We start from the raw sequence: 22,899 nt of genomic DNA, 5'->3' as shown, positions 1-22,899 counted from the left end.
GTAAACATCAGTTCCCCGAATATGTTTTTCACTGCGCACTCCCTTTCGATTCCACTTCAAGCGTAACAATTTTTCCGGAGGGAACAGACAGCGAAACCGTCCCGGCCTTCACGGGAAGTTCGTTCCCGCGAACTTCGTTCAGGTTGATCTTCCACACGCGCTCCAGCGGAAAACCGAATGTTACCGCGCCAGTCTGCAGCTCTTTCGTTGGATTATAAAGTCGGAGGACCAGCGAGTTCCGGTCCTCGGCTTTCTTCACACTAGACAGGACCAGCGTTTCGTTCTCAATCGAATAGAAACCGGCGGATGGCGACAGGTCTCCGCCGCCGCTGTTGGAAACCTGAACCGCTGCCGGTTTGGCATTCAGCGCGTCGGCTTCCGCAAACACGTTTGCCTGCTGCCAGTCGCCCCGGTGCGGGTACACGGCATATTCATAGTCCACGGTCTGCAGCATCTGACTGCCGAGCTTATTCGGAAACTCCGAAGAAATCCGGGATTCGGTACAGATCCGGTTCCGGATGGCACGCAGCAGAGTCAGCGCAATCGTCCCGCGGTCATCCGTCATCAACTGGAATTCCGTCAGGCAGTTGTTGAGCACCGACAGCCCGATGTCGCCGTCGCTGACACTGGCGAAGATGCCCTGCGGCCGCAGCGCCATCTCGGGATAGAATGTACCATCGGCGTCGCACTCGTGAACCGCACCGCGCCGATCAACGATAAAGTGGCCCGCTGCATCCGAAAAGTCCGTCCGGATATCGGTCGGAATCATCAGGCGCACGCGATGGTCCCGCGCCCGGTTGTCAATGGAGGTCTTCACCTTCAGGTGGCGGCAGCCCCGATTCAGCGTGATGCGGGAAACGATTTTCAGGTCCACCAGTTCGTCGCTCCGCCTGCCATATCCCTGAATCTTCGCCGTGCCGTATTCGGCGCGGGCCGGAATCTGCATGCAGGTTTCTATCCCGATCGTCGCGCTGAGCGGGCCGTTGTCTTCCATCCAGATCCGGGAATTGAATCCTCGGCTGGAAATCACCTGATTGCCGTACGGCGGATAATAGGCCCAGTAGTCTCCCGTATCACCATCGTCTTCAAAATAATGCATTCCAGGAATCACTCGATCCGTCGACTTGTCGGTCAGGTCGAATGTTCCGTCGGCATTCACGGTTACTTTCAGAAATTCATTTTCAAGCGAGCGGGTTCCCTGTCCGATATCCTTTCCCGCGCTCTTGCGCATCGCCGGCCACCATTCTTCATCGCGCCAGAATGTCCTTTCGGCGACAACCCGGACCACTTTGTAACCGCCAGCCGGAATATCCCCGGTATCCAGATAGAGATGATGTCGATCAACATAGAATGGCCACGGACGCGCCTCAATGTCGTGCACCGGCTGTTTGTGCTCGTCGCGGGAAATCGCCTGCACCGCCAGCGGTGCTCCGTCGATGTCCTCAACGCCGACCGCCCAAACATTTTCCTCCTGGGGCGTATCGATCACCACCGGAAGAATTTCGTGAATCGCACGCGGCTGCGAATTGTGCAGCAGAAGCAGGGTGTCCTGTTTATCATAAGCTGAGAAATCAATCCGTTTCAGCAGTCCGGCCACGCAATCTTCATAAACAGTTTCCCCGATTTCCAGCGCCTGATTGAGGCGGTACAGGTTGTCTTCGACTGTTTTGTCCTGTGTGACTCCATTGATCGAATCGTGCGGATGAGCTTTCAGGAGATAGTCCCAGCCCCTGGCCAGGAATGCCGTCGGATACACGTCGCCCAGCATCATCAGCGATGCCGCCAACGGTTCCGTGCGGCGGATCATCACGTTTTCCACTTTTTTATTCAGCTGCTTAATGTGAATCCTCGTCGCCAATGCATTGGCAGATGCCCCGCAGGGTTCCCCGTCGCGCAGTTCGCCGTTAACTGCCGGAATCTCGGCCCGATCAATTCGTTTTTCCAATCCTTGAAAATATTCCTGAAGCGAGCCCATCCGGAAGTCAATGTCCGGCAGTACTTCGTTGCAATCTTTAATCATTTGCGGCAGGTAAGGATTCGGCGTAGAAAAATCGCAGCCGCACATCAGAATCCGCCAGTCTCCAACCAGCGTTTCGTCCATATTGTCCCAAGTGCGCTGGGCTGCATTCTTTACATTTTCTTTGTAATATCCGTCCTCGTGATCAATTCGAAAATAGTCGTTCTCATGCAGTTCCTCATCGGCCCGATGGTAACAGATTCCGCTTTCACCCCACTTCCAGGCATACTGGTTCTCATCATAGATATTGTTCAGTCGAACCGGAAAATGAAGATAAAAATAACCGTTCTGACGGGTGAACACACCGAGGCGCGATGTCAGCAGCTGTGATCCGTCCGGAGCAGTCCACAGGAACTCACAGTGCGGCGCACGCTCATGCGACACTTTTTTGGCCGCCACGGCATAGTGAATGCCTATATCCTGATAAATCTGCGGGAACTGGGCGGTCTGCCCCCAACCGAACGTGTGATAGGCAATCGGATTGTATCCACCAAGCTCTTCTGCAAAACGGATGCCTTTCAGCAGGTTCCTCACCAGGCATTCCCCCGCAATCGGAAAGAGATCCGGCAGCGTATACCAAGGCCCAATCGCCAGTTTACCGGCCTTGACCTGTGCGGCAATCCGCTCGCGTTTCTCCGGACGCATCTCCAGATAGTCCGCGATACATACGGTCTGGCCGTCGAGCAGAAAACCGCCGTACTCCGGATCGGTTTCGAGAATATCCAACAGCCAATCCATAAACTCAATCAGCAGCGACCGGTTCTTCCAGATCGGATATCGCCACTCCCGATCCCAATGCGTATGCGCGACAACAATGGCTGTCTTCTTTGACTCCATCAACTAAGCCCTCTCTTCAACCTGAACAAAACACCGCAAGGGCTTTGAACAGCAAATAACGTTTAACCTTCTAAAAAAATGAACCACGGGGCCGTCCGAAAACTGGATCGGAAAAAATGACTGCAAACACCACAGTAAATTCTCTAAAAAAAGACCGAAACCCTGAGCGGTCCAGTGCGCAGAGTTTCAGCTGGAATATTTCGACATCAATCACGACCAGGGATCATCATTTACTCAATGCCGAAAAATACCGCAGAATTTGTTGCCTGCACGTAAACCGAACAGGTTGCTGCATCTTCTTGCGTTGAATACAACAGGTTTGTTACCACAAACGCATTACTTCCGTTATCCGAATGGGCAACATAATCCCACTCGTCCTTGAGAAGGTCTGACGTTCCGACCAACTTCAGCTGCCCCCATTGGTCGGTTGAATTGATCGTTATTTTCAACAGACTCTCTCCGACCATTTCAAGCGCTTTAATTTCTGTGACAGGCTGAATCGCTGAAAGAACAAGATCACCATTGCCGTTCGCGGCAACCTGATACCAATCTTCCTGACCGGACCAGAGGGAGTTTGTGATGGTTCCGGCAGCAACCAGATTGGTAATGGTGCTTTCCTCCGCACCTGTAAAGACAATCCGACTAGAGGATGTTCCGTCCGCGTCCTGCAGGTCGATGTATCCGCCGTTGACACCACCAATCGGATTGATGTTTCCAACCGTCAGCGTTGCATTGGTTCCGCTCAGTGTAAAAATCGTATCGTTCAGTGTATTGATTTTTGCTACAGAAAAACTGCCGCCATCGGCAATCAAGATTTCCCCGCTGGAATTGCCGGCGCAATTCATCCAGCCTTCAGAAACGAACTGTGCTCCGTTCGACACAACCATCGCGGTCTCACCGCCTATGGTCTCATTAAAGTTAAACCCAGACACCTGAACCAATGCTTTGGGACCGCTTATTTTCAACGCTGCAGTGCTGGTTGCACTCGAAGATCCAACTTGAATGACATCGGAATTACTGACCACCCCCATTACAGTCATCGTAGCTGAACAGGCATTGCCAGCACCAGTTGCCAACCGAATCGCTCCGCCGGCCCCACTCAACACTCCAGTTTCAGTAACGGTCAGACTGCCCGAGGTATCCTTGCCTGCCACGCCCACAGCGATATCAAAATAGGATGCGGATGTGTTGAGTGTACCGGCCACATTTACCTCTCCCGAACCGAACCCAATATCCCCAAGCCCGATATCAAACTCCGCGGTACCATTGGCGTTCATGACACCGCCATCCAAAATATCGATTCTACCGGTCGTTCCAACGCCCTGCCCCATATTAATTTTACCTTGGGTATTCAGTACTCCACCAACCGTAATCACTGCCTCGTTTGAATCTCGATATCCAATGTACATCATACCTTCGATTGTAGCGGTTCCGCCGCTGTTCACATTCAGATAATCCTGATTACCCGTCGCTGTAGCCACCACTCCGCCCATTCTGAATTCTCCGCTTGTCGTGTGGAGTGTTCCGCCACTGTTCACATTCACGGTACCGGTGTTGTTTGTACCGTTGTAACTGGCAATTCGCATGATAGATGTCTTCAGAGAATCTCCATCATTGATATCAAAGGTCACGTTATTGTTCTGCCCCTCCGTCGCAACAGCCAGAGTATTTAAAATTGCTGTGGTATTCAGCTCCCCATCCTTACTGATAATCGCAATATCATTCGTGCCGGGAATAACAGCGGCCGTCGTGCCCGCTTCAATCCAGTTCAGTTCATTGGTCCACTGATTATCGGTTCCCGGACCGATGGCTTTAAACCGATACTGAGTCTGCGCCTCCCCCTTTATTCCAACGATTCCCAGCAGTGCGATTATCATCCACTTATTCCTCATTGCTTCCTCCTTATTTCTACCCCACTATCAGATTGAATAAACGTTTTACCATTTTGTCAAAAATCGTCAAGGGTCAATTTCGTCTGCAATAAAAACATTAAAGATCGAAGAGGAAGAACGAAGCTTATCTCCTATGCTGTTCGCCATAAAATTATCCTCATCGTTCCTGTTGGCAAACGAATCAGTGATTCGTTCCGGCATAACCAGGTCTTCAAGAACCCCCTCTAAAACATCCATAAAACCAATCCGACTCGCGGCAACTCCAGTGATTTCAAACCGGGACAACATCTGCACCATCCCCGTTATCTCAACGATTCCCAGCAACGCAATCGTAATCCACCTGTTTCTACGGTGTATTCTCCAGATGAATTACCCACTCCATCAGGGAACGAATAAACGTTTCATTAAAAATGATACCATCCCCTCAAATATCGAAACCCGTTTCTTTCCGGGGATTCAGTGGAATTCAGGGCATCCGGATATTATGCTCGAATATCGCGGCCGATCCGGCCTCGTTGATGAAGTTTTCCGACTCCGCGCCGTTTCCGATCCTGACATTGCCGACGATCTGTGCCGACACAATGCCGGAGCGAATCACTATATTTTCCGCATCACGCTGGAAGTATGCCCCATTGACTTTTGTCTGGCCTCCACGCAGCTCCACCGGCGCCGCGCGGGAAAACCCGGCCTGCTGCAGCTCAATCTTCCCGCTGTTGATTTCAATGTTCTTATCCGGCTGTCCCCAGCAGATTGTATTGAAAAAACGAACGGTTCCGCTGAGACCGCCAGTCACATAAATATTCCGTCGAGTCGCCGTCGTTTCCATGGCCACCAGCTGTGTGTTCATGAAATCGACAGAACCGGCCGCATCGATCTGCAGCGCCGTGCCGCTGCCGTCGGTTCCGTGCGCAATAAAGGTTCCGCTGCAGGCGGTTCCGTTCTGTTCGATCAACCTCAGGCCCCGCCGCGCCCCGTAAACAAAGGTATTCAGCACATGTTCATTTTCACAGGCTCCAAAAATCATTCCGTCCAGTGTCTGCTGTGTAAACCCGCGCAGAGTCGGTCCGTCAACCGGCTGATTCGCATAATCGGACCGTGTCCAGTAATGCGGAATAAACTGCACATTCTGCACCCAGCCCTCAGCGCTTCGGCCGACAAATGCGCCGGTCACCAACGGAGAGCCGGCCACATAGTCAATGACATGTCCGGTCGTGTCGTATGTTCCGAAATCAATGCCCTGATACGGATTCACCAATGTGACATCCCGGACCCACACATTGGAACCGAGTCCCTGAATGGTCCACGGATACGGGATATAATCGGTACTGTCCACGGTCTGGTCGGGATAATACACCGTGATTCCCCGCACACCGGCACCGGCTTCCAGCCGGATCAGCGGCGCACCCTCGGGTTCATTCTGTCCCGTATTCACGATCAACTGGGCGCCTTTAGGTCCCGGAGATCCACCGTCGAACAGCGTATGGTGCGGCGTATCGAACGAACCGCGCAGTTCCACGCCGGTGGGCACCATAAGCTCATCGGCCAGCAAATACTTCCCCGGCGGAAGATAAACGGTTCCCCCGGTTTGACGGGCCGCTCGCAACGCGGCCTGAATCGCGAGGGAATCATCGTTTGCCCCGTCACCCTGCGCGCCGTAGCTCTTCGCATCATACAGCAGTCGACTCTGCGGGCGGCGCACCGGCGCAATGTGTTCGTAATCTGTGTCAATAACAGAGAGGTTCAACGCTTCATGCGAAATGTCGACGTCAGCGCCGAATGCATGATTTTCGATATACGGCTGCACCGGCCCGCCGGATACGGTGTCGGGAAACGAGTTGCCGACAATCAGAGCCCCGCGCACCTGCGCGCCAAGATAAATCTGCTTGCTGTTCTGTCGAAATGCGGACTGCAGAACAGCCAGCCCGCCCTGCTGCACATGGATCGCAAATTGCCCCGCCGGCCACTGTACAAATTCAGAATTAACAAAACTCAGCAGGCCGCTCCCCTGATTGCTGACAGCACCGGAAATCGATACCGCATTGAACTGCGCCAGACTGGCAAACTCCGACGTGGCCAAAACCGCCGCTTCCTCAGTATGGATATTCCCTTTGGTGACCAGAAAACCGTGCTCATTGTTGTTCCCCAGCTGAATCCCGGTCATGCAGTTGGTAATCGTCAAACCGTACACACCGCCGTTCGGCCCCACCCGGTCATCCACGGCGATGGACGGCCATGTGGAAATACCGGTCCGGTACCCATCGACAACAATATCGCACATAAAGATCCAGTTAGGAAAATGGATCACAAACGCCTCGCCGTTGGCCTGCATCCATTCCCTCAGAAGAGCTTCTTGCGCTTCGGCAGCCGGGGCCCCCGGCAGTCCGGATTCCGCCCAGTAATCGGGAGAGAAACAAACCTGCTGCGCTCGTCCGACATCCGTCGTCCGGTCACGGAACAAACCGTATCGCAACGGGGTTCCGTAAATATTTCGCAAGAGATGCAGTTCGTTGACCTCCGGGCCGATTTTGATTCCCTGATAGGCATTGAACAGGGTGACATTCTCCACCGTCATGCCCTCGATACCGCTCTGCTTGATGGTCCATGGATATGCAACGATCTGGTCATACGCCTGCTCCGGATACCAAATGGCCATGTTTTTCAGACCACCGACACCCCCCAGCTGAATGAATGGGGTTCCGTCCGGATCGCCCCGCCCCGCATAGGCCTTCAGCAGGGTTCCGATTTCGGAACGCGTCCCGTCTTCCGGCAGGCACCAGTCTCCGCGCAGCGTCACGCCGGAGGGGATGCGGAGCGTCCCATCAATCCGATACTCCCCGGCGGGAACAAAAACCGTCCCGCCGCCCTGCGAGGCACAGGCATTCAGTGCGGAAGTGAACGCGGTCGTAGAATCGGACAAACCGGAAGGATCCGCACCGTACTCCGTCACACTGCCGGCAATCAGCGGCAGATCGTCTTGCGCATACTGCACCGCAGAAATCGCCGGGGTTCCGGAGAGCACCTCTTCGGTTTCCACCCGGAAGAACCTGACCGGATCCGCGGTCACCGCAGTGGCCAGTTCCAGCGGAACACCGCTGCCCTGCACCGATTCATGCTGCGACCAGACAATCGGCGAGGACGCCAGATTGGTCGTAGACTGCAGGCTGTAAGCGGTGCGATCGGCACCGAAAACCGTCAGGCGCACGTCGGCCTCGCCCAATGCCATCTGCCCGACCTCCGCAAAAGCGGTCCGGCCGCGGCAGCGGACAGCATCCAGACAGATGGTCTCATCCAGCAAACGGGTGCTTTTGGGGCGGAATCCAATGTACAGAACCGGATCGTCCCCGCTGGAGGTCGATAATGTCGGGGTAATGTCATACGAGTACACGGCCCAGGTATCCGTCAGCGACATTCCCTCGCTGACCAATGATTCCAGCGCAACGTTTCCGTCAAAGGTCTTGATTCCCACGAACAGGGAATTGTCTGTACCGTCAATTCGTTTGGCAGCAAACGAAACGGTATAGGTCACACCAGTCGAAACCGTAAAGGCCCCGGCTCTGCCCCAGGTGATGTCCAGTCCGGAATCCACGACGCCCTCACTTGCTGTGGAGGTAATACGGATATAGTTGTTTCCGTCGAACGCCTCCTTCGGATCAGAAATCAGTTCATACGTCACAAACGCTCCCGACGTATCAAAAGCCCGCCAGCCGACCACCACATCTACAGACGGACTCGGCGGAACCAGCACTCCGGGCGTTCCGGTTTCAAAACTGCCGTTGATCACTCGATCGGCCCGCCCCATACTGGAAAGCACCACGAGAAAAAGTATAAAAAACTTCACCTGCCTCATCTCATTCCCCCTATTGCCTGACGGTCCGTTCCAGCCGGTAGAATCCCGCTTCAGCGGTTGCTTCAGGACGATAAAAAACCGTCTCATCCGAAATGCGGACTGTGCCGGGAATCTCCTGCCACTCCGGCTGGTCCAGTGAGTCGCTCCGGAATAACTGCCAGCCGACGGCACCGGCGGCGGTCGACCAGGACACCTCGCCGTCCAGCCACTGGAGACCGACCTCGTCCGCAGCGGTCGTTCCGGCCTCTTCTTCCGGAAAAAACACACTGACCCGGCGGAGGGCCGCCTGATCACCCGAATACAGTGCGATACGGAAATCCGAGTCGAGATGCTGCCTTCCGGCGAACAGGCCATCGTTGATATTCCAGCGCAGGTTTTTCCACCCGCCGCTTCCCGGCGCCGTATAAACGGTCGCATGTGGCGCGTAAGATCCGGACAGACCGTCGTACTGCAGCCGGAACCGGGCTCCCGCGGTGCCCGCATCATCATAGTACTCAATTTCAACCGTAACCGCCTGTCCGGCCTGATTGCTGAAGCAAAGCGAGTCATCGATATCAAAATAAAAATAATAATCTGCAGAAGGATCCGGACCGTTCACTCGGCAGTCATAGCCGCCGACAACCGCCGCGACGGTCTGCCCATCGGACGGCTCCCGAAGCATCAGCCCGTTTTCCGAATTGGTTTGCCGCAGATAGGCGGTTGCATGGGCTCCGCCGTATGCCGGATCCACCAGGCTGTCGGGAGACGGAAGCGATGACGAGACCGAACGCTCACCGCGCAACATCTCCCGTGCGGCAACACTCAGCTGAAGATAGCGAAATGGGTCCCGGCCTTCGTTGTCGATGTACTGTCCCCACGCGGTGTGCGGTGCCGGGTGCTCATCGGACATCGGCATGATCGCCGTCGCCTCATCGTACTCATCGAACATGCCCAGAAAGATTTGGTCGGCCCCGCAGGAAACGGCGTTGTAGAGACGGTTCCAATAAAACTGCCCGCCGCTGCGCGGCGTGTACTGCGTTCCCGGCTGCAGCATTTTCAGGTTACACCAGGAAAATCCGGGCCAGGCATGCGGGAGAATTTTCATGCCCCAGTTTTCGAGCTGCTGCTTCTGGCTGCTCAGACGGCTGCGGTCGGATTCCATCCAGCCGAGCAGCTGGTCGTAGCGCCGGTAATGGTCATACCAGTCACTTTTATTCTGCCAGTACCAGTTGACGCCACCGATCAGATAAAGATTCTGCGACGAGAAATAGTCCACAATTTCATTGGCCTGATCGATGGTGAAGTCCCGCCCCTCCACGGAAAATCCCCAGATGAACAGGACCGGTTTGCCGTCTTCGTGCAGATAGCGCGGATCGTCCAGAATCCCGAGATCATTCACCAGCCACTGCCAGTCATTCGTCATCACTTCCAACGGGCTGGCGTCGTTGTCCAGCGAACTGACATCGTATTCAAGCGCCCAGACCCGTCCCTCGCGGGCGGCGGCTTTGCGCACGTTATCCAGCACAAATTCCGAAGCGCCGTAGTAGCCGCTGTTGTTTCGGGTGATGAACCGCTGCAGATAAACACCGTCGATGTTGTATTTCCGCATCCACCGAAAATGGCGCTGAACCGTTTCCGGATCGGCCGAGGAGAAGAGATATGCCGGGCGGCCGCTCTCCAGCACCATCCCGTCGGCGGGACAAAGTCGCTCGGGCAGATAGTCGGACACATAGGGCCACATATCCACGGTAATCTGCGTTGCATCCAGCCTGTCAAAGGCTGTGCGCCCCCAGTGCTGCCAGCCGTTGTCCTCCGCATCATTCGGCGTCCGAAACCATCCCTGATAACCGGCCATCACCTTGCCGGACAGGGTCTTCGCATCCACAAAATCATTCACGTCCCCGTCATATGGAACGAGCCACGGCCGGGAAAGCACGTAGAGAAACCGCTCGTCATCGAACGGCGCACTGCTCACCTCGACACCGGCGACAGCAAACGCCTCGCTGTCGCTGCTTTTGAGCACCAGCCGGAAGTCCGCACCGCCGTTCTGCCGTCCGCCCAGCAGCGGCGATACGAACTGGCGGTGCGAATAGACGAATTCCCCGGTGTCAATCCGGCTGGACCGCGTGTGCAGTTCCGCCAAACGATATCGGTCTGCGGCTTCATCGCCATAGGTTGAATCATACTGGCAGTTCAGATATCCCCGACCGGCATCAACGTATTCAACCCGGATATAAAGCGGCTCACCGGGAACAAAATCCGGCGAATCGGGCACATCAAAATAGAGATAAAGACTGTCGGGAATCCAGACGCTCCGGCCGAGCCGGGTTTCCGTGGAGTACGCCCCGTCGCCGCCCATCGGAAGCGGACTCAGACTGACCGGCGCCGCAAGTGCCCTGCCGACAGAGAGTCCTGCCGACAGAAGCATCAGGGCCGCGCGCGCCCACACAACAGGTTGTCTGGTCAGTCTGCTCATGACGTTTATTTCTCCCGGGATTCCGTATCGGCAGCACGAAGCCTGGACAGGGTTTCCGTGCTTCCGCGCTTTTTGACAACGGCATAATAGGCACCGCAGCGGGGCTCTCCGCTCTCCTGGAGAAACGACGCGGCCAGCTCGACCGGTCCCTGAGGAAGGGAAACGGTGAAGTCGGCGGAACGATCCCCCGCCTGTACCGGAACCGTTTGCACCGATCCAGCGATTTCGATTTTTGCCTGGGCGATGGGCAGCGCAATGCCCTGCTCAAAGTCACCGTACTTTCCGATGTATTTCGGTGCGCCGGAGCGGATGGCGAGCCGCGCCTCCGGCGGCCAGCGGTAGAGCTGAATGGAATAGTCCCCGGCCTCCTCGTTGTACAGATGCCAGACCCCGGTGGCGGATGTTCCGCTGCGAATGTTGTGGGGATTGTCGCAGTATCCATAGGCCCAGTCCTTGGAGGACAGCAGGCTGACGGGCTCCCGCAGACTGCCGATGTGTATCCGGGAATAGCGGAAGGACGGAACGGAGCTCCACCATCGGTCTGCTGACCGGGGTCCTTGCGAAGATCGTACAGCTCCCTGTTCCCGACGAGACGCCACTGATTCCAGATGACGGCCGCATCATGCTTCTGATGCCCGCCGGCGGGATCATCCGAGCCGTACTGGATGGTCAGCATCCGGTCCGGCAGTCCCGCCGATGAACCGGCTTTCAGCGGTTCGGCAAGGCTGATGCCGTCGAACTGTCCCGGCCGGAAGGAAATGTTCGCCAGATCCAGCAGCGTGGGCAGCAGGTCCTGCGTCTGAACCAGTGCCGAAATCTCGACTCCTGCCGGCAGCTTTCCCGGCCAGCGGACAAACAGGGGCACACGATGTCCGCCGTCGTAAAGCGACCGCTTCTTTCCCCGCATGCCGGCGTTGTACACGGTGTCGCCGAATGCGGTACCGTTGTCCGAGCTGTAAATCAGAATCGTGTTTTGGTCGAGCTGCTTTTCTTCCAGAAAACGGACAAGGCGCCCCAGGTTCCAGTCGAGGTTTTCGATCAGTCCATAGAACCGGGCGGCAGGATCGCTCAGGCCGCGCTGCAGGTATTTGTTTTTCAGCTCTTCCGGGCTCCAGAACGGGCCATGGGCGGCATTGACCGGCAGATACAGAAAGAACGGGCGGTCGGCCTGTTCGCTGATCCAGGCCATGGTTTCGTCGAACCAGATATCGGTGCAGAAACCATCATATTTCTTCCATTCGCCGTTGTGCTGGAGCATCGGACTCCAGTAGTCGTTTTCCCAGTAATCCGGCGCGCTGGCGATGTGCGATCCCGGAAACGTCAGGACCTCGTCGAAGCCCCGATCCTGCGGACGAAACGGGACATTGCTGCCCAGATGCCATTTGCCGAACAGCGCCGTGCTGTAACCGGCGGCTTTGAAGAGCTGCGGCGCCATCGGCAGGTCTGCCCGCGGCAGCGAGCGCCCCATGCAGACATAGTCGGCACCGGTCCGGATCGGATCCATCCCGGTCATCAGCGAACTGCGGGTGGGAGTGCACATCGGCGACACATGATAATCCGCAAAGGAGAGCGAATGAGCCTTGAGCCGGTCGAGGTTGGGCGTGTCGGCCACGGGGCTTCCGTAACAGGCGAGGTCGCCGCAGCCGATATCGTCCGCAACAATCAGCAGAACATTCGGCCGCGGCGCGGCGGTTTCCGCAAGGGAAGCCGCCGCCGTCACACCGGCGAACAGACAGCAGGACTGGATAATCTTTCTTTCCATGTGAATACCGCCCCGCCTTATTCGCCGGATGCCTCGACCGGTTTTTCGGCCGGTTTTTCGGCCGGATCCTCGTAGTAGTTGGTTGCCGGCAGGTTGCGGTACCAGAAGAACCACAGCCCGGCGCCGCCGATGAGCCAGAGAATGAATGCGCCGGCAAAGCCGGTCCAGTTTTTGACGAGCGCAAGCATCGGGCACAGGAACATGGTGACCTGCCAGAGCAGTGCGAACGGAACAGCGATCAGGTCGTTGCGGTGTTCGCGCGTGGTGCGGATCTGCTCCTCTTCCGAGAGGGTCTTCTTGATGTGCCCCCAGATGCCGAAGGGTCGGGTTTTCAGATAGAAGTTCCGGAGCACCTCGGGATCCGTCGGTTGCGTCAGGTAGGTTCCGATGATGGATCCGGTCAGCCCGCCCGCCAGTGTGATGACAAACTGCCAGCCCTCATTGAGCTCCGGAGCCAGTGCCCGCTGCGCGATCGTGGCGACCAGTCCGCCCAGACAGCCGAATGCATAGCCGCCGCCGTTGAAGCGCCACCAGTAGAACCGCAGGAAGATCGGCACAAGAATCGCGCTCTGAAGCCCCATCATGAGCCAGCCCCAGATGTCGTTGATGTTTTTGAGCGTGATGGAAAACAGGAAGCCGGTTACCACCAGTAGCAGCACACTGACCCAGCTGGCCAGAATCAGCTCGCGGGTCGAAGCCTTCGGACGAATCCATTTTTTATAGAAGTCATTGACCATCATGCCGGTGGCCAGGTTGACATTGCTGCCGAAGGTTGAAAGTGCCGCCGCGATGAGCGCAATCACGAGAACACCGCGCATGCCCTCCCCGACGGACAGCAGGAGAACGGCCGGCAGAATTTTTTCCGGATTGATTGTGCCCTCGCTGCTGATCAGCTGGAGTTTCCCGGCAAACTGATCGGCGCCGAGCAGATCCTTGAGTCCGGTGAGCAGGTCGGCCGGATAGTTGGCGGGAGCGTGCGACAGGCCGGAAATCAGCGCATCCCAGGTCTGGCCTTCCGCATCGGGATAATGAGCGTGGATCAGGCTGGCGGCCTGCGACACGAGGTCGTGATTCGGCATCAGGCTGTGAACCGCGTAGAGACCCAGCAGGGCGATCCCGATCATCATCGGCCAGCGCAGCGTCATCAGTGCGGTCCAGAACAGGGAAAGCAGTCCACATTCGCGGTCGTTGCGCGCGCCGAAATAGCGCTGGTCATATCCGGAGCCGGCACCGAAGAAAATATTTTTCATCAGATAGAGCCCCATCAGGACAACCAGGTGCCGATATGCTTCATACCCTTTCGGCATGTCGATCGTCCACGAGGGAACCCCGCTGATCCAGTCCGGATTGCCGGTCACCTGCATGGCGACCTCGGAAATCTCTTCGGCGCCGCCCGTCAGACCAAATGCCTTGATGGAAATATAAACGACCGCGGCGACAATGATTGAAGACTGGAACAGGTCGGTATAAACAACTCCGTAAAATCCGGAAATCATATTATACAGCGTGGCAAATCCGATGAGCCCCAGCGAACAGGCGATCGGCGAGAACGGCAGGAACATGGACAGGAAGATGCCCGCGCCGATAATCAGGTAGGCGAGCAGGCCGATGGTGAACAGAATCATGGATACCACAATCATCTGCTGGGCAAAGCGCCCTCCCCAGTTATCGCCAAACCGGAAAATGTTCCATTCCGCCAGCGTCAGGCAGCCGGATCGACGGTGCCACTTGCCCGCCCAGAGCATCATGAACGGCAGCACCAGCACGGCCCCGCCGCGGAATTCAACAAACAGCCCGCGCGGCCCGATCATGAACAGAAAGGAAATAATGACCGCCGTTCCGGCGAGGTCCAGAAAATTGGCCATTCCCGAAACGCCCATCATCCACCACGGCAGATGCCCGCCGCCGCAGATATAGTTGTCGAGGCTGCGCGAGGCGCGCTGCCTGAGATAAAACCCCATACCGACAAGGATCAACAGGTAGATGCCCATAAACAGATAATCCACCAGTCCAAAATAATTCCACGCCTCCATACCTCTCCTTTAATTTCCTAATTTACTTCAACATCAAATTCACAGGAATGGCTCGTCCACGTCCCGGAACGCGGCCGTTTCCGGGCACATGACGAAGATCAAACGAGCAGATAAAATGCGCCCCCGGATCCAGCGCAACCTTCCAGGCCTCCCACGGGCCCAGGTCCAGGCCGGCATCCGCGGCAAGACCCGGGGTCCGATAAAATTCTCCTTCATTCCGGGATCATCCAACCCCTCGATTCCTGCTTATCTGGTCAAAAAAAACGTCTCACTGCATCGTTCCCAAATGCCCTCCCTGTATCTCACCCATTCAACAGAGTAACCCTGTGATCGACGAATACCGGCCCCGCTGGCCTTCGGCTCTATTGCGGACTCAGCTCCAGGTGGAAGACTTCACCGAAACCGAAGGCCCCGATCTCCCGGCCCGTCACCTGCAGTCTCAATTTGCAGTCCGTTTCTTCCGAGACTCCGTCTGTCAGGACCGCCGGCTCGAAGCTTCCGTCTGACATATGGGGGGTGTCGCTCTTCAGACCGGCCTGCAGGGCCATCCTGCCGGCCGTGCGGCCGGTCAGTACCACCGCACCGACCGAAGACGAGCGGGCCGACAGCCACGTTGCATAATCCGTGTTGGCGGCAAGCGCCCGAATCTCGACTGGAGCGCCGGCCCGGACGGGAATCCGATCGCCGCTCTGGACCGTGCGCCACAGGCCCTGCCCCTGACGGATCTGCACCTGACGGAACGTGGCGTTGATATATTTGGCCGGAGCGGATTTCACATCCGAGCCGTTGCCAACCGCATCCAGCGGCACGTCGGCCGTAGTCGTTCCGTGACCGGGTGTGGTCAGACCGACAAATTTTCCCTCATCCGTCAGCTTCCAGTACTCCTCTTCCAGCCGGACATATTCGTCGTTGAGTCCCCGGCTGCTGCGATCCCGGTCAAACGTCAGTGAGACGTCGGGTTCCAAAGAAAGATCCGGATTCTTGAAGACGTCGGCAAACTCGCGCAGCACTTTGGTGACCGGCCGGTCGCTTTTGTCCGGGTTGAAGACACCGAAATCGCTGTTTTCATTGATGCGGTATCCCGCGGCATTCCACCAGCAGGCAACGGCATTGACCCGGCTCATCCGGCACATGGTCAGGAAGTCGCGATAGTAGTCTGCCTGGAACTGAACGCGGGCTTCGTCCATCTCAAAATTGCTTCCGGTCCAGACGTGATGCCCGAATTCCGACCAATAGAGCGGTTTATCCGACGCCACCATGCGGCTGTAGGCGCCGGTAAACAGCCCGGGCTTCACGCGATCCCAGTCGCCGATTCGGCCGTACGCCTCGGGCTCCATGATATCCAGGAACGGCGCCAGGGCCTTCATATCAAAGGGATAGAAAGACGGCTTCTGTGTCGGATCGCCGGTGTTGTGCATCCGGAAGCTGATCAGATGGTTGGGGTCGACCGCCCGAATGGCGTCCGAGGCCTTCATCATGCGGTATCCGGTGTACCAGTCGGCAAAACTGCGATAGGCTGCGACCATGTTGCGCCAGGGACCATCGGTATCGATCTGCTCATCGGACGGACCGGTAACCCGGCCGTCTCCCCGGCGCGGGACCTCAACACCCCACTCCTTTTCTGCAGCGGAGAGGGAACCGTACTGATCGTTGATCCAGAGTTCCCAGATTTCATCATAGCCTTTGCGGCCCGTATAGGTTCCGTAGCTGCGGTCCCATTCACCCCAGTTGCGTTCCCAGGCCAGGTCGTAGGCAATGACGGCATCGTGTTCGGCCAGCCGGTTTTCGCGAATCAGGTCTTCGACCTCGCGCACATTGAACTGCATGGGATCGGCATGCGGGCGCAGGCCGAGGTTGACCTTCATGCCGTATTTTTCCGCCCGCAGCAGCAGGTCCAGAATGTTCCGGGTGTCGATGTCGCGGTAATAGATAAACGTGCTGATCAGGTTGAAGCCGATGCTTTGCAGCATTTCCAGATCTTCGTCGATAATCGCCGGATCGTAGGCGGTCCGGTTGACAAAGAATTCATAGTCCGTTGTGTTTTCAAGGGCGACCCCGGAGCTCGGCATATAGTTGATGCCGTAGCCGAACCAGGGTTTGCCGTTCAGCATGAACTGTCCCCCGTCGGTCGTCACATACTTCCGCTCCTCCACCGGCTTGGGTTTCCACACATTCATTTCGTGGGAAATCCGGTCAATCACCCCATCTTCATCCATGAGTTCTGTGGTGACAATATACGTTCCGGCTTTCAGCCCCTCTTCGATCTGGAATTTCTGGAAATGATCCATGAATCCGCCATCGGTTTCCGGAATCCTGCTTCCCTGCCGATACATGGACTGTCCCTGGCGGAACACAACGGTTTCGCCGTCCGCATCCGTCACGGTCCACAGGAGTTTCAGGGAACGGGGATCCTGCTCCAGCGGGCTGACGACCGTATGCGCGCCCAGCAAGACTTCCTTTGGAGAGTCCGTGTAAATAAAGTGCTCGCTGCCGCCCTCCATCAGAAAGGTGCCGCGCAGCATTCCCTGCACCACCTGACCGAGTGCCTTCTGAAGAGAAGGCTGCTCATAGTCCGCGGGATTGCTGGTCCCGAAAACCGCCCACCGGCTTCCGGCATACGGATTGGGGGTTTTGCCGCTCTCCAGGAACATCCAGACCGGATAGTCTCCGGTTCGCCGCCCTTCGTTGATCATCATCCAGGCCAGATAGCCGGAGCGCCGGCCGTCGGCGTTATAGGTGTTGAGCAGCGGCACAAAGCGGTAGGGTCGATCCTTGAGATACCCCAGCCCCATCGGTCGGGGGTGGACCGAGGCGATCGGACCGGCTTTGATTTCACCGGCATCGCGAACCATCACCTGATTCGGGGCCGGTTTGATGGCCGCCGTTCCGGTCACCGGAAAATATTTATAATCCGGGGTCAGCCCGTCGAGCGACGGCATTTCTCCGGCCGCATCGGTGAGCGCCGGATTGCGCACGGTCACCACGTCATCAATGTCCACCTGATGGTCTTTTTCAGACAGGGTGATATGGCTAGTGGCCAGCCCGAATTTGACTGCGGCCACCTGCGACAGTTTCACCGCGTCGCCATCTCCGCCCCGTCCCATCGGACCGCCGTCATGCCAGCATTTGAACTCACCCGGCCAGAGGAGAACCGATGACCATTCCGGCGAGACCTCCGCGGTTGCCATCCAGCGCGACCCGTCTTCTTCGAGCAGTTCGACCAGCAGTTCGGTGGTCTGGGAAGCTCCGCGGACCTTGAACCGGAGAATAGCATCGTTGTCGTTTCCGAGATGGTCAACCGGAAGGGAAAACATGTCCCAGCCCGTGAAGTTCACGATGTTCAGCCGCATGAAGGTGTTTGCATCCTCCGAGAGAAACTCCGTTCCGGAACGGCTCTCTTCGTGATTGGTCTCCTCGTTCCAGCCCTCCCGTTGGTGCGCCTGCTGGAAATCCAGGAACGCATCGGCCGCCGGAGACTGTTTCAGGTTTTCATCCAGCTCTTCCTGGCTGAGAAACCCATCTTCCACCGGCCAGAATTTTTCACTGAAAGGAGGCGCCCCCAAGGCAAGCAGATCGCGGCCGGACTGGAGATATTCCTGAAGCGGCAGGGATGCGGTCATCGGCAGGGCTTCGGCTCCGGCATAAACCAGCAGATCATACCGCTTTAAAATCGACGAATCGGTCAGCGACTGGCCGGCCAACACATCGTAACGGATGCCCCTGCCCTTCAGCACCTGCTCCGTGCTCTGTGCAATCCGGCCGCCGGCGGAACTCAAATCCCCACCGACCAGCGCCACCCGGGCGGCATCTTCCGCGAGAGCCGCGCAGATCCCCGACGCCGCCACACAACCCATTATTAAAGACCTCTTAAGCATGAATCCCCTTTCGCTGTTTTAAATTCGCTCCTAATCCACACGATAAATTTCAATATCCCCGATCACCGGGTCGGCATCCGGCTTCATAAAGCCAAATCGGATATCCGCCCCGTGACAGCGCCCGGCAAACCGGGCATCCCGAACCAGAAACTCTTTGGTTTTCCAGGTTCCGGAATCCAGGGTGTAAAAACTCCCCATATGTTTAAACACGCCCGGAGGCAGGTTCGCGTCCGGATTTCCGCTCGGGTCGCTGGAATCGTACTGCACCAGCACCTTCGCGTTCCCCCGGTCGAGATAGGTCACACGCAGAAGCACATGAGCCTGTGCCCCGTTGCGCAGATCGGGATTATCCACCGTTAAATAAAAGTAGCTCGGCTTTTTTTTCTGAGCCCGGGTCTGCCAGCCGGACCGGCCCTCAATGGAAACCGAGGTCACCTCCGAGGAATCCGATGCGGCACTCCGGAGAACCGCTCGGGCCGCCGGTTCGCCAGAAACCGCCGGCAGAACGCTGGAAGCAAATTCGCCGAACGGTCGGCCGGGAAACGCTTCCAGTTTTTGTTCAAGCACCTTTTTCATCTGCGCTTCCACTTCCGGATACTGGCCGAAAACATTATCGCTTTCTTCCGGATCGCTCTGGATATTGTACAGCTGGTCCGGATCAAAATAGTTCGGATTGCGGTCGGCGGCGATGTGTCCCAGATGCGTGTTGCGGATCAGATACGGGCGCTCCGGAGACGGATTTCCTGGAAAGTTCGGAAACGGCACGCCGGTCCGGGCCATCCATTCGATCTCTTCCGGGTAGCGGACAGCGATGTATTTCCATTTTTCCGACCGCACCGCGCGGGCATAACCCAGCTCGGAAAAAACATATTCCCGGAGGGGCTCCTGACTGCCGAACAGAGCCGGTTTAAAACTTTTCCCGTCCAGGTCATAGTCTTCCGGAGGCGTGATTCCGCACAGATCCATGATCGTCGGGGCAACGTCAATGTTCGCCAGCAGCCGGTTATAGGTCGCTCCCGGCTGGATCGTTCCTTTCCACTGAATGAACATCGGAACCTTCATGCCGTCGTCATACAGCGTCGCCTTTCCGAGCGTTGGCTGATAGAAACCGTGATCCGGCACAAAAATAACAATCGTGTCTTCCTCCAGGCCCAGATCCCTGATTTTATCGAGAATCGCGCCGACACCGTCGTCGAGCCAGAGGGCGTTGGGCTGTCCGTCCTTGGGCAGTCCCGCCGCGGCATAGCGGTCGAGCACGCTTTTGCGAGACGGCATAAAATCGAACTCGGCATCTTCCAAAAATCCTTCCGGCGTAATCCGCGGATCCATGCCAAGCCCGAACTTGGGCAGCCGCGGATCCGGACCGTGCTGCAGCGTGGTTGCAAAATAGAGGAAGAAGGGTTCGTCTTTGGATTCTTCCAGAAAGGTTAACGCCTTGCTGACGGTCCATTCGAGATTATGTCCCCACAGCGCCTTGCAGTAGAGCTCGCGCGGATTGGCTCCGTACACTCCGTCCACATAATCAAACCCATATGCCTTGATCGCCTCGCACCAGGCTTCATGGTTATGTTTGAGTTTGGCACTGATCTCCGGATCACGCGGCTCGGCATCTTGCGGATAGGGTCTCAGTCCGTACAGTTCCCAGTTCTTTGGGCGGTTGGCCCAATTGTGATTGACGAGGTGGCTTTTGCCGACAAAGCCGGTTTTATAGCCGTTTTTCTGCAGGACTTCGGCCAGGTGGCGCCGATCGGGTTCCAGCTCGCAATTGTTTTCGACCCGAGTCATTTCTCCCGACGGATGCAGCCTCATAAACCCGTCCGAACGGCAGTTGCCGGCATACCGCCCGGTCAGGAAACTGTAACGGGAAGGCGAACAGACGGTAGATGTGACATAAAAGTTGGACAGATAGAGGCCCTCTTCCCTCATCCGGTCGAGCCGCGGAGTCAGCACCTGGCCGCCCAGGCTGTGCAGGGTTTCCTCCCCCTGGTCATCAGAAATGATAAACACAACATTCGGTTTTTTTGCCGCAGCCGCCGGCTGGCAGAGGATAGCCGGCAGAAACAATGCACCGGCAAGTGTTTTCAACCCTGACGCTCCCCTCTTCTCTTTATGTCGGATATTCATCATAGTATTCACCTCTACTGCGCCAAACGGCCCATTTATAATTGATAGATTTTAGTCCAGTGGATAGACCGCTACTTCCGCGACAACCGGATCCACGTCCGGGTTGATGAAATTAATCCGGATATCCGCTTTGTGGCAGCGGCCGCTGAACTTCGCATCCTTCACGACAAAGTAACGGGTCGTCCAGGTACCCGATTCCTTCGTATAAAAATCGGCTCCGTACGACTTAAACGCCCCTTTCAGCTTCGGATTCGGGCTTCCGTCCAGGTCATTTGAATCGTACTGGAAATTGACCATGCAGTTTCCACGGTTCAGATAGGTCACCCGAATAATCACCCCCGGCTGGGCACCATCCGTAAAAGCGGGATCCTCGATTTTATAATAAAAGTAGCCCCGCGAACGATCTTCCAGACGGCACTGCATGGCCTTCCGTCCTGCAACAGACACTTCGCTGACCTGCGAATCCGACACCGTAGTTACAGGTATCGCAATCACAGGATCTCCAAGGTTCGCGACCGGCGGCTTCTCGCTGTTGTAGGGACCTTCCGGCCGTTTGAAAGGACCGCTCTGAAACGGACAGGCCGGCAAGCCGGCGCCGTTGTACAGATTGGCCAGCGGAAAGTTCGCCCAGCCATAGCGAACCGCTACCGGTTCAGAAATAGAAGGGTGACTGACAATGACCTGGTCCCCATCAATACGGGCATCAGCCGCAACACAGTTCAGATCCTTCCCGGAAATCTCAAAACCAAAGAGCTTATCCGCCGGAGCAATAAATGCTTTCGGGTCCTTGCCAGGCTCAATCTTCCGGCCTTTATTCATCGCCACGCGCTGAGTGTGCAGTCCTCCGGCTGTTCCCTTTTTAAATGAGATAATTGCCTTCCCTTTTTTGAACTGAACCGAATCAAACATCGGGCCGGACGCCACAACCTGCGGGTGGTCGATTTGTTCGGCCAGCAGTGCGAGCCGCTCGCCGACCGGCTGCTTGTTCTGCGGATGAATATCCGTAAATTCCCCGGAGTCAAGAATCACAGCCATGCCTGTCTTCGGAATCTCAAGGCAATCGGTCTGCGCCTGACGCAGCCAGGCCCACCCTTCGCCGCTCGTATCCCATTGGACACCTCCGTACGGAGCCAGCTGGACAAACAGGAAGTAAAAGTCATCCCCCCACAGTTTTCGCCAGGATGCGATGAGGTCTCCCATCTCCATGGCATAGAGTTCGGAACGCGATGAATTCGATTCGCCCTGGTACCAAATCGTTCCCTTGATGGCGAACGGAGCCAGCGGATGGATTGTTCCGTTGTAGAGATGCGACGGCGTGCGAATGGCTCCGGGATTGTTCTTTGAAGGCTTCCGGTCAGGAAACGCTTTGGCGCGATAGAGCTCATACTCCGGACGGGATGCCAGCACGTCCTGCGGGAGCCAGGAGTGGACCGCCGTTCCGCCGCGATTGGCATAAATCAGTCCAATCGGCACATTCAGCTGCGGCTGAAGCTGCCGGGCAAAAAACATGGCCGTCGCTGAAAAGTTCGCAGCATACTCCGGCGAGCAAATCTGCCAGGAGGATTTAAACAGCGGATCGATGACCACCTGTTTCGACGGTTCAGGAGCCCCGACCCCACCTTGTTTGGTTTTGAAAAGGCGGACCTGCGGATTCTTCATGGTTTCAGTTTCATCCGAAAGCGTCGAGTAGGTTTTCATCAGTGTTGCCATGTTGGACTGCCCGGCACACAGCCAGACATCGCCAACCAGCACATCCGCACAGGTCTGTTTCCCATCTGCAGAGGTTGCTGCCAGCTCATCCGACTGACTGTTCGCCGCCAGCGGATCCAGCAAAAGGCGCCATTGTCCGGAAGAATCCGCAACCGCCGTTTTGCTCTGTCCCGCAAATGTCACCGTCACCTTTTCTCCAGGATCGGCCGATCCGCAAACTGGAACCGGCTTGCCTCGCTGCAACACCATATGGTCCGTAAACAGCGGGTTGAACTTCGGCGCACTCCAGCCGGCGGAAACAGCCATCAGCAAAAAACCGAACAATAATACACTTCTCATTGATACAC

At 56.6% G+C, this 22,899-nt stretch carries 9 protein-coding genes; all 9 read right to left on the bottom strand.

Annotated elements, in window-relative coordinates; genetic code table 11:
* Positions 1-28 precede the first annotated feature (28 nt).
* The 9 genes from GT409_RS09715 to GT409_RS09675 all read right to left on the bottom strand — a co-directional run bounded on the left by GT409_RS09715 (position 29) and on the right by GT409_RS09675 (position 22,891).
* Positions 29-2,854, bottom strand: coding sequence for an alpha-mannosidase (locus GT409_RS09715; protein ID WP_160628899.1), 2,826 nt, complete (start codon positions 2,852-2,854; stop codon positions 29-31).
* A gap of 230 nt (positions 2,855-3,084) precedes the next feature.
* Positions 3,085-4,746, bottom strand: coding sequence for a hypothetical protein (locus GT409_RS09710; protein WP_160628898.1), 1,662 nt, complete (start codon positions 4,744-4,746; stop codon positions 3,085-3,087).
* A gap of 66 nt (positions 4,747-4,812) precedes the next feature.
* Positions 4,813-4,983 carry a hypothetical protein gene (locus tag GT409_RS09705; RefSeq protein WP_160628897.1) on the bottom strand — a complete coding sequence of 57 codons (171 nt, stop codon included), beginning with the start codon at positions 4,981-4,983 and terminating at the stop codon, positions 4,813-4,815.
* A gap of 229 nt (positions 4,984-5,212) precedes the next feature.
* A complete protein-coding gene (locus tag GT409_RS09700) occupies positions 5,213-8,584 on the bottom strand; it encodes a glycosyl hydrolase family 28-related protein (protein ID WP_160628896.1) in 3,372 nt (1,123 codons plus the stop codon).
* 2,264 nt (positions 8,585-10,848) lie between these two features.
* On the bottom strand, positions 10,849-12,810 hold the full coding sequence (locus tag GT409_RS09695; protein ID WP_160628895.1) for an arylsulfatase: 1,962 nt from the start codon (positions 12,808-12,810) through the stop codon (positions 10,849-10,851).
* A gap of 17 nt (positions 12,811-12,827) precedes the next feature.
* Entirely contained in the window at positions 12,828-14,843 is a 2,016-nt protein-coding gene (locus GT409_RS09690; protein ID WP_160628894.1) for a sodium:solute symporter family transporter, read from the bottom strand.
* 362 nt (positions 14,844-15,205) lie between these two features.
* Entirely contained in the window at positions 15,206-18,718 is a 3,513-nt protein-coding gene (locus GT409_RS09685; protein WP_160628893.1) for a glycoside hydrolase 5 family protein, read from the bottom strand.
* A 30-nt stretch (positions 18,719-18,748) separates the two neighbouring features.
* Entirely contained in the window at positions 18,749-20,845 is a 2,097-nt protein-coding gene (locus GT409_RS09680) for a sulfatase family protein (RefSeq protein WP_160628892.1), read from the bottom strand.
* A gap of 48 nt (positions 20,846-20,893) precedes the next feature.
* A complete protein-coding gene (locus tag GT409_RS09675) occupies positions 20,894-22,891 on the bottom strand; it encodes a sialate O-acetylesterase (protein WP_160628891.1) in 1,998 nt (665 codons plus the stop codon).
* Positions 22,892-22,899 lie beyond the last annotated feature (8 nt).

It is taken from the genome of Tichowtungia aerotolerans (genome assembly GCF_009905215.1).
GTDB lineage: Bacteria > Verrucomicrobiota > Kiritimatiellia > Kiritimatiellales > Tichowtungiaceae > Tichowtungia > Tichowtungia aerotolerans.
Note: the sequence above shows the minus strand (reverse complement) of the source record. Positions and strands in the feature narration are given on the sequence as shown.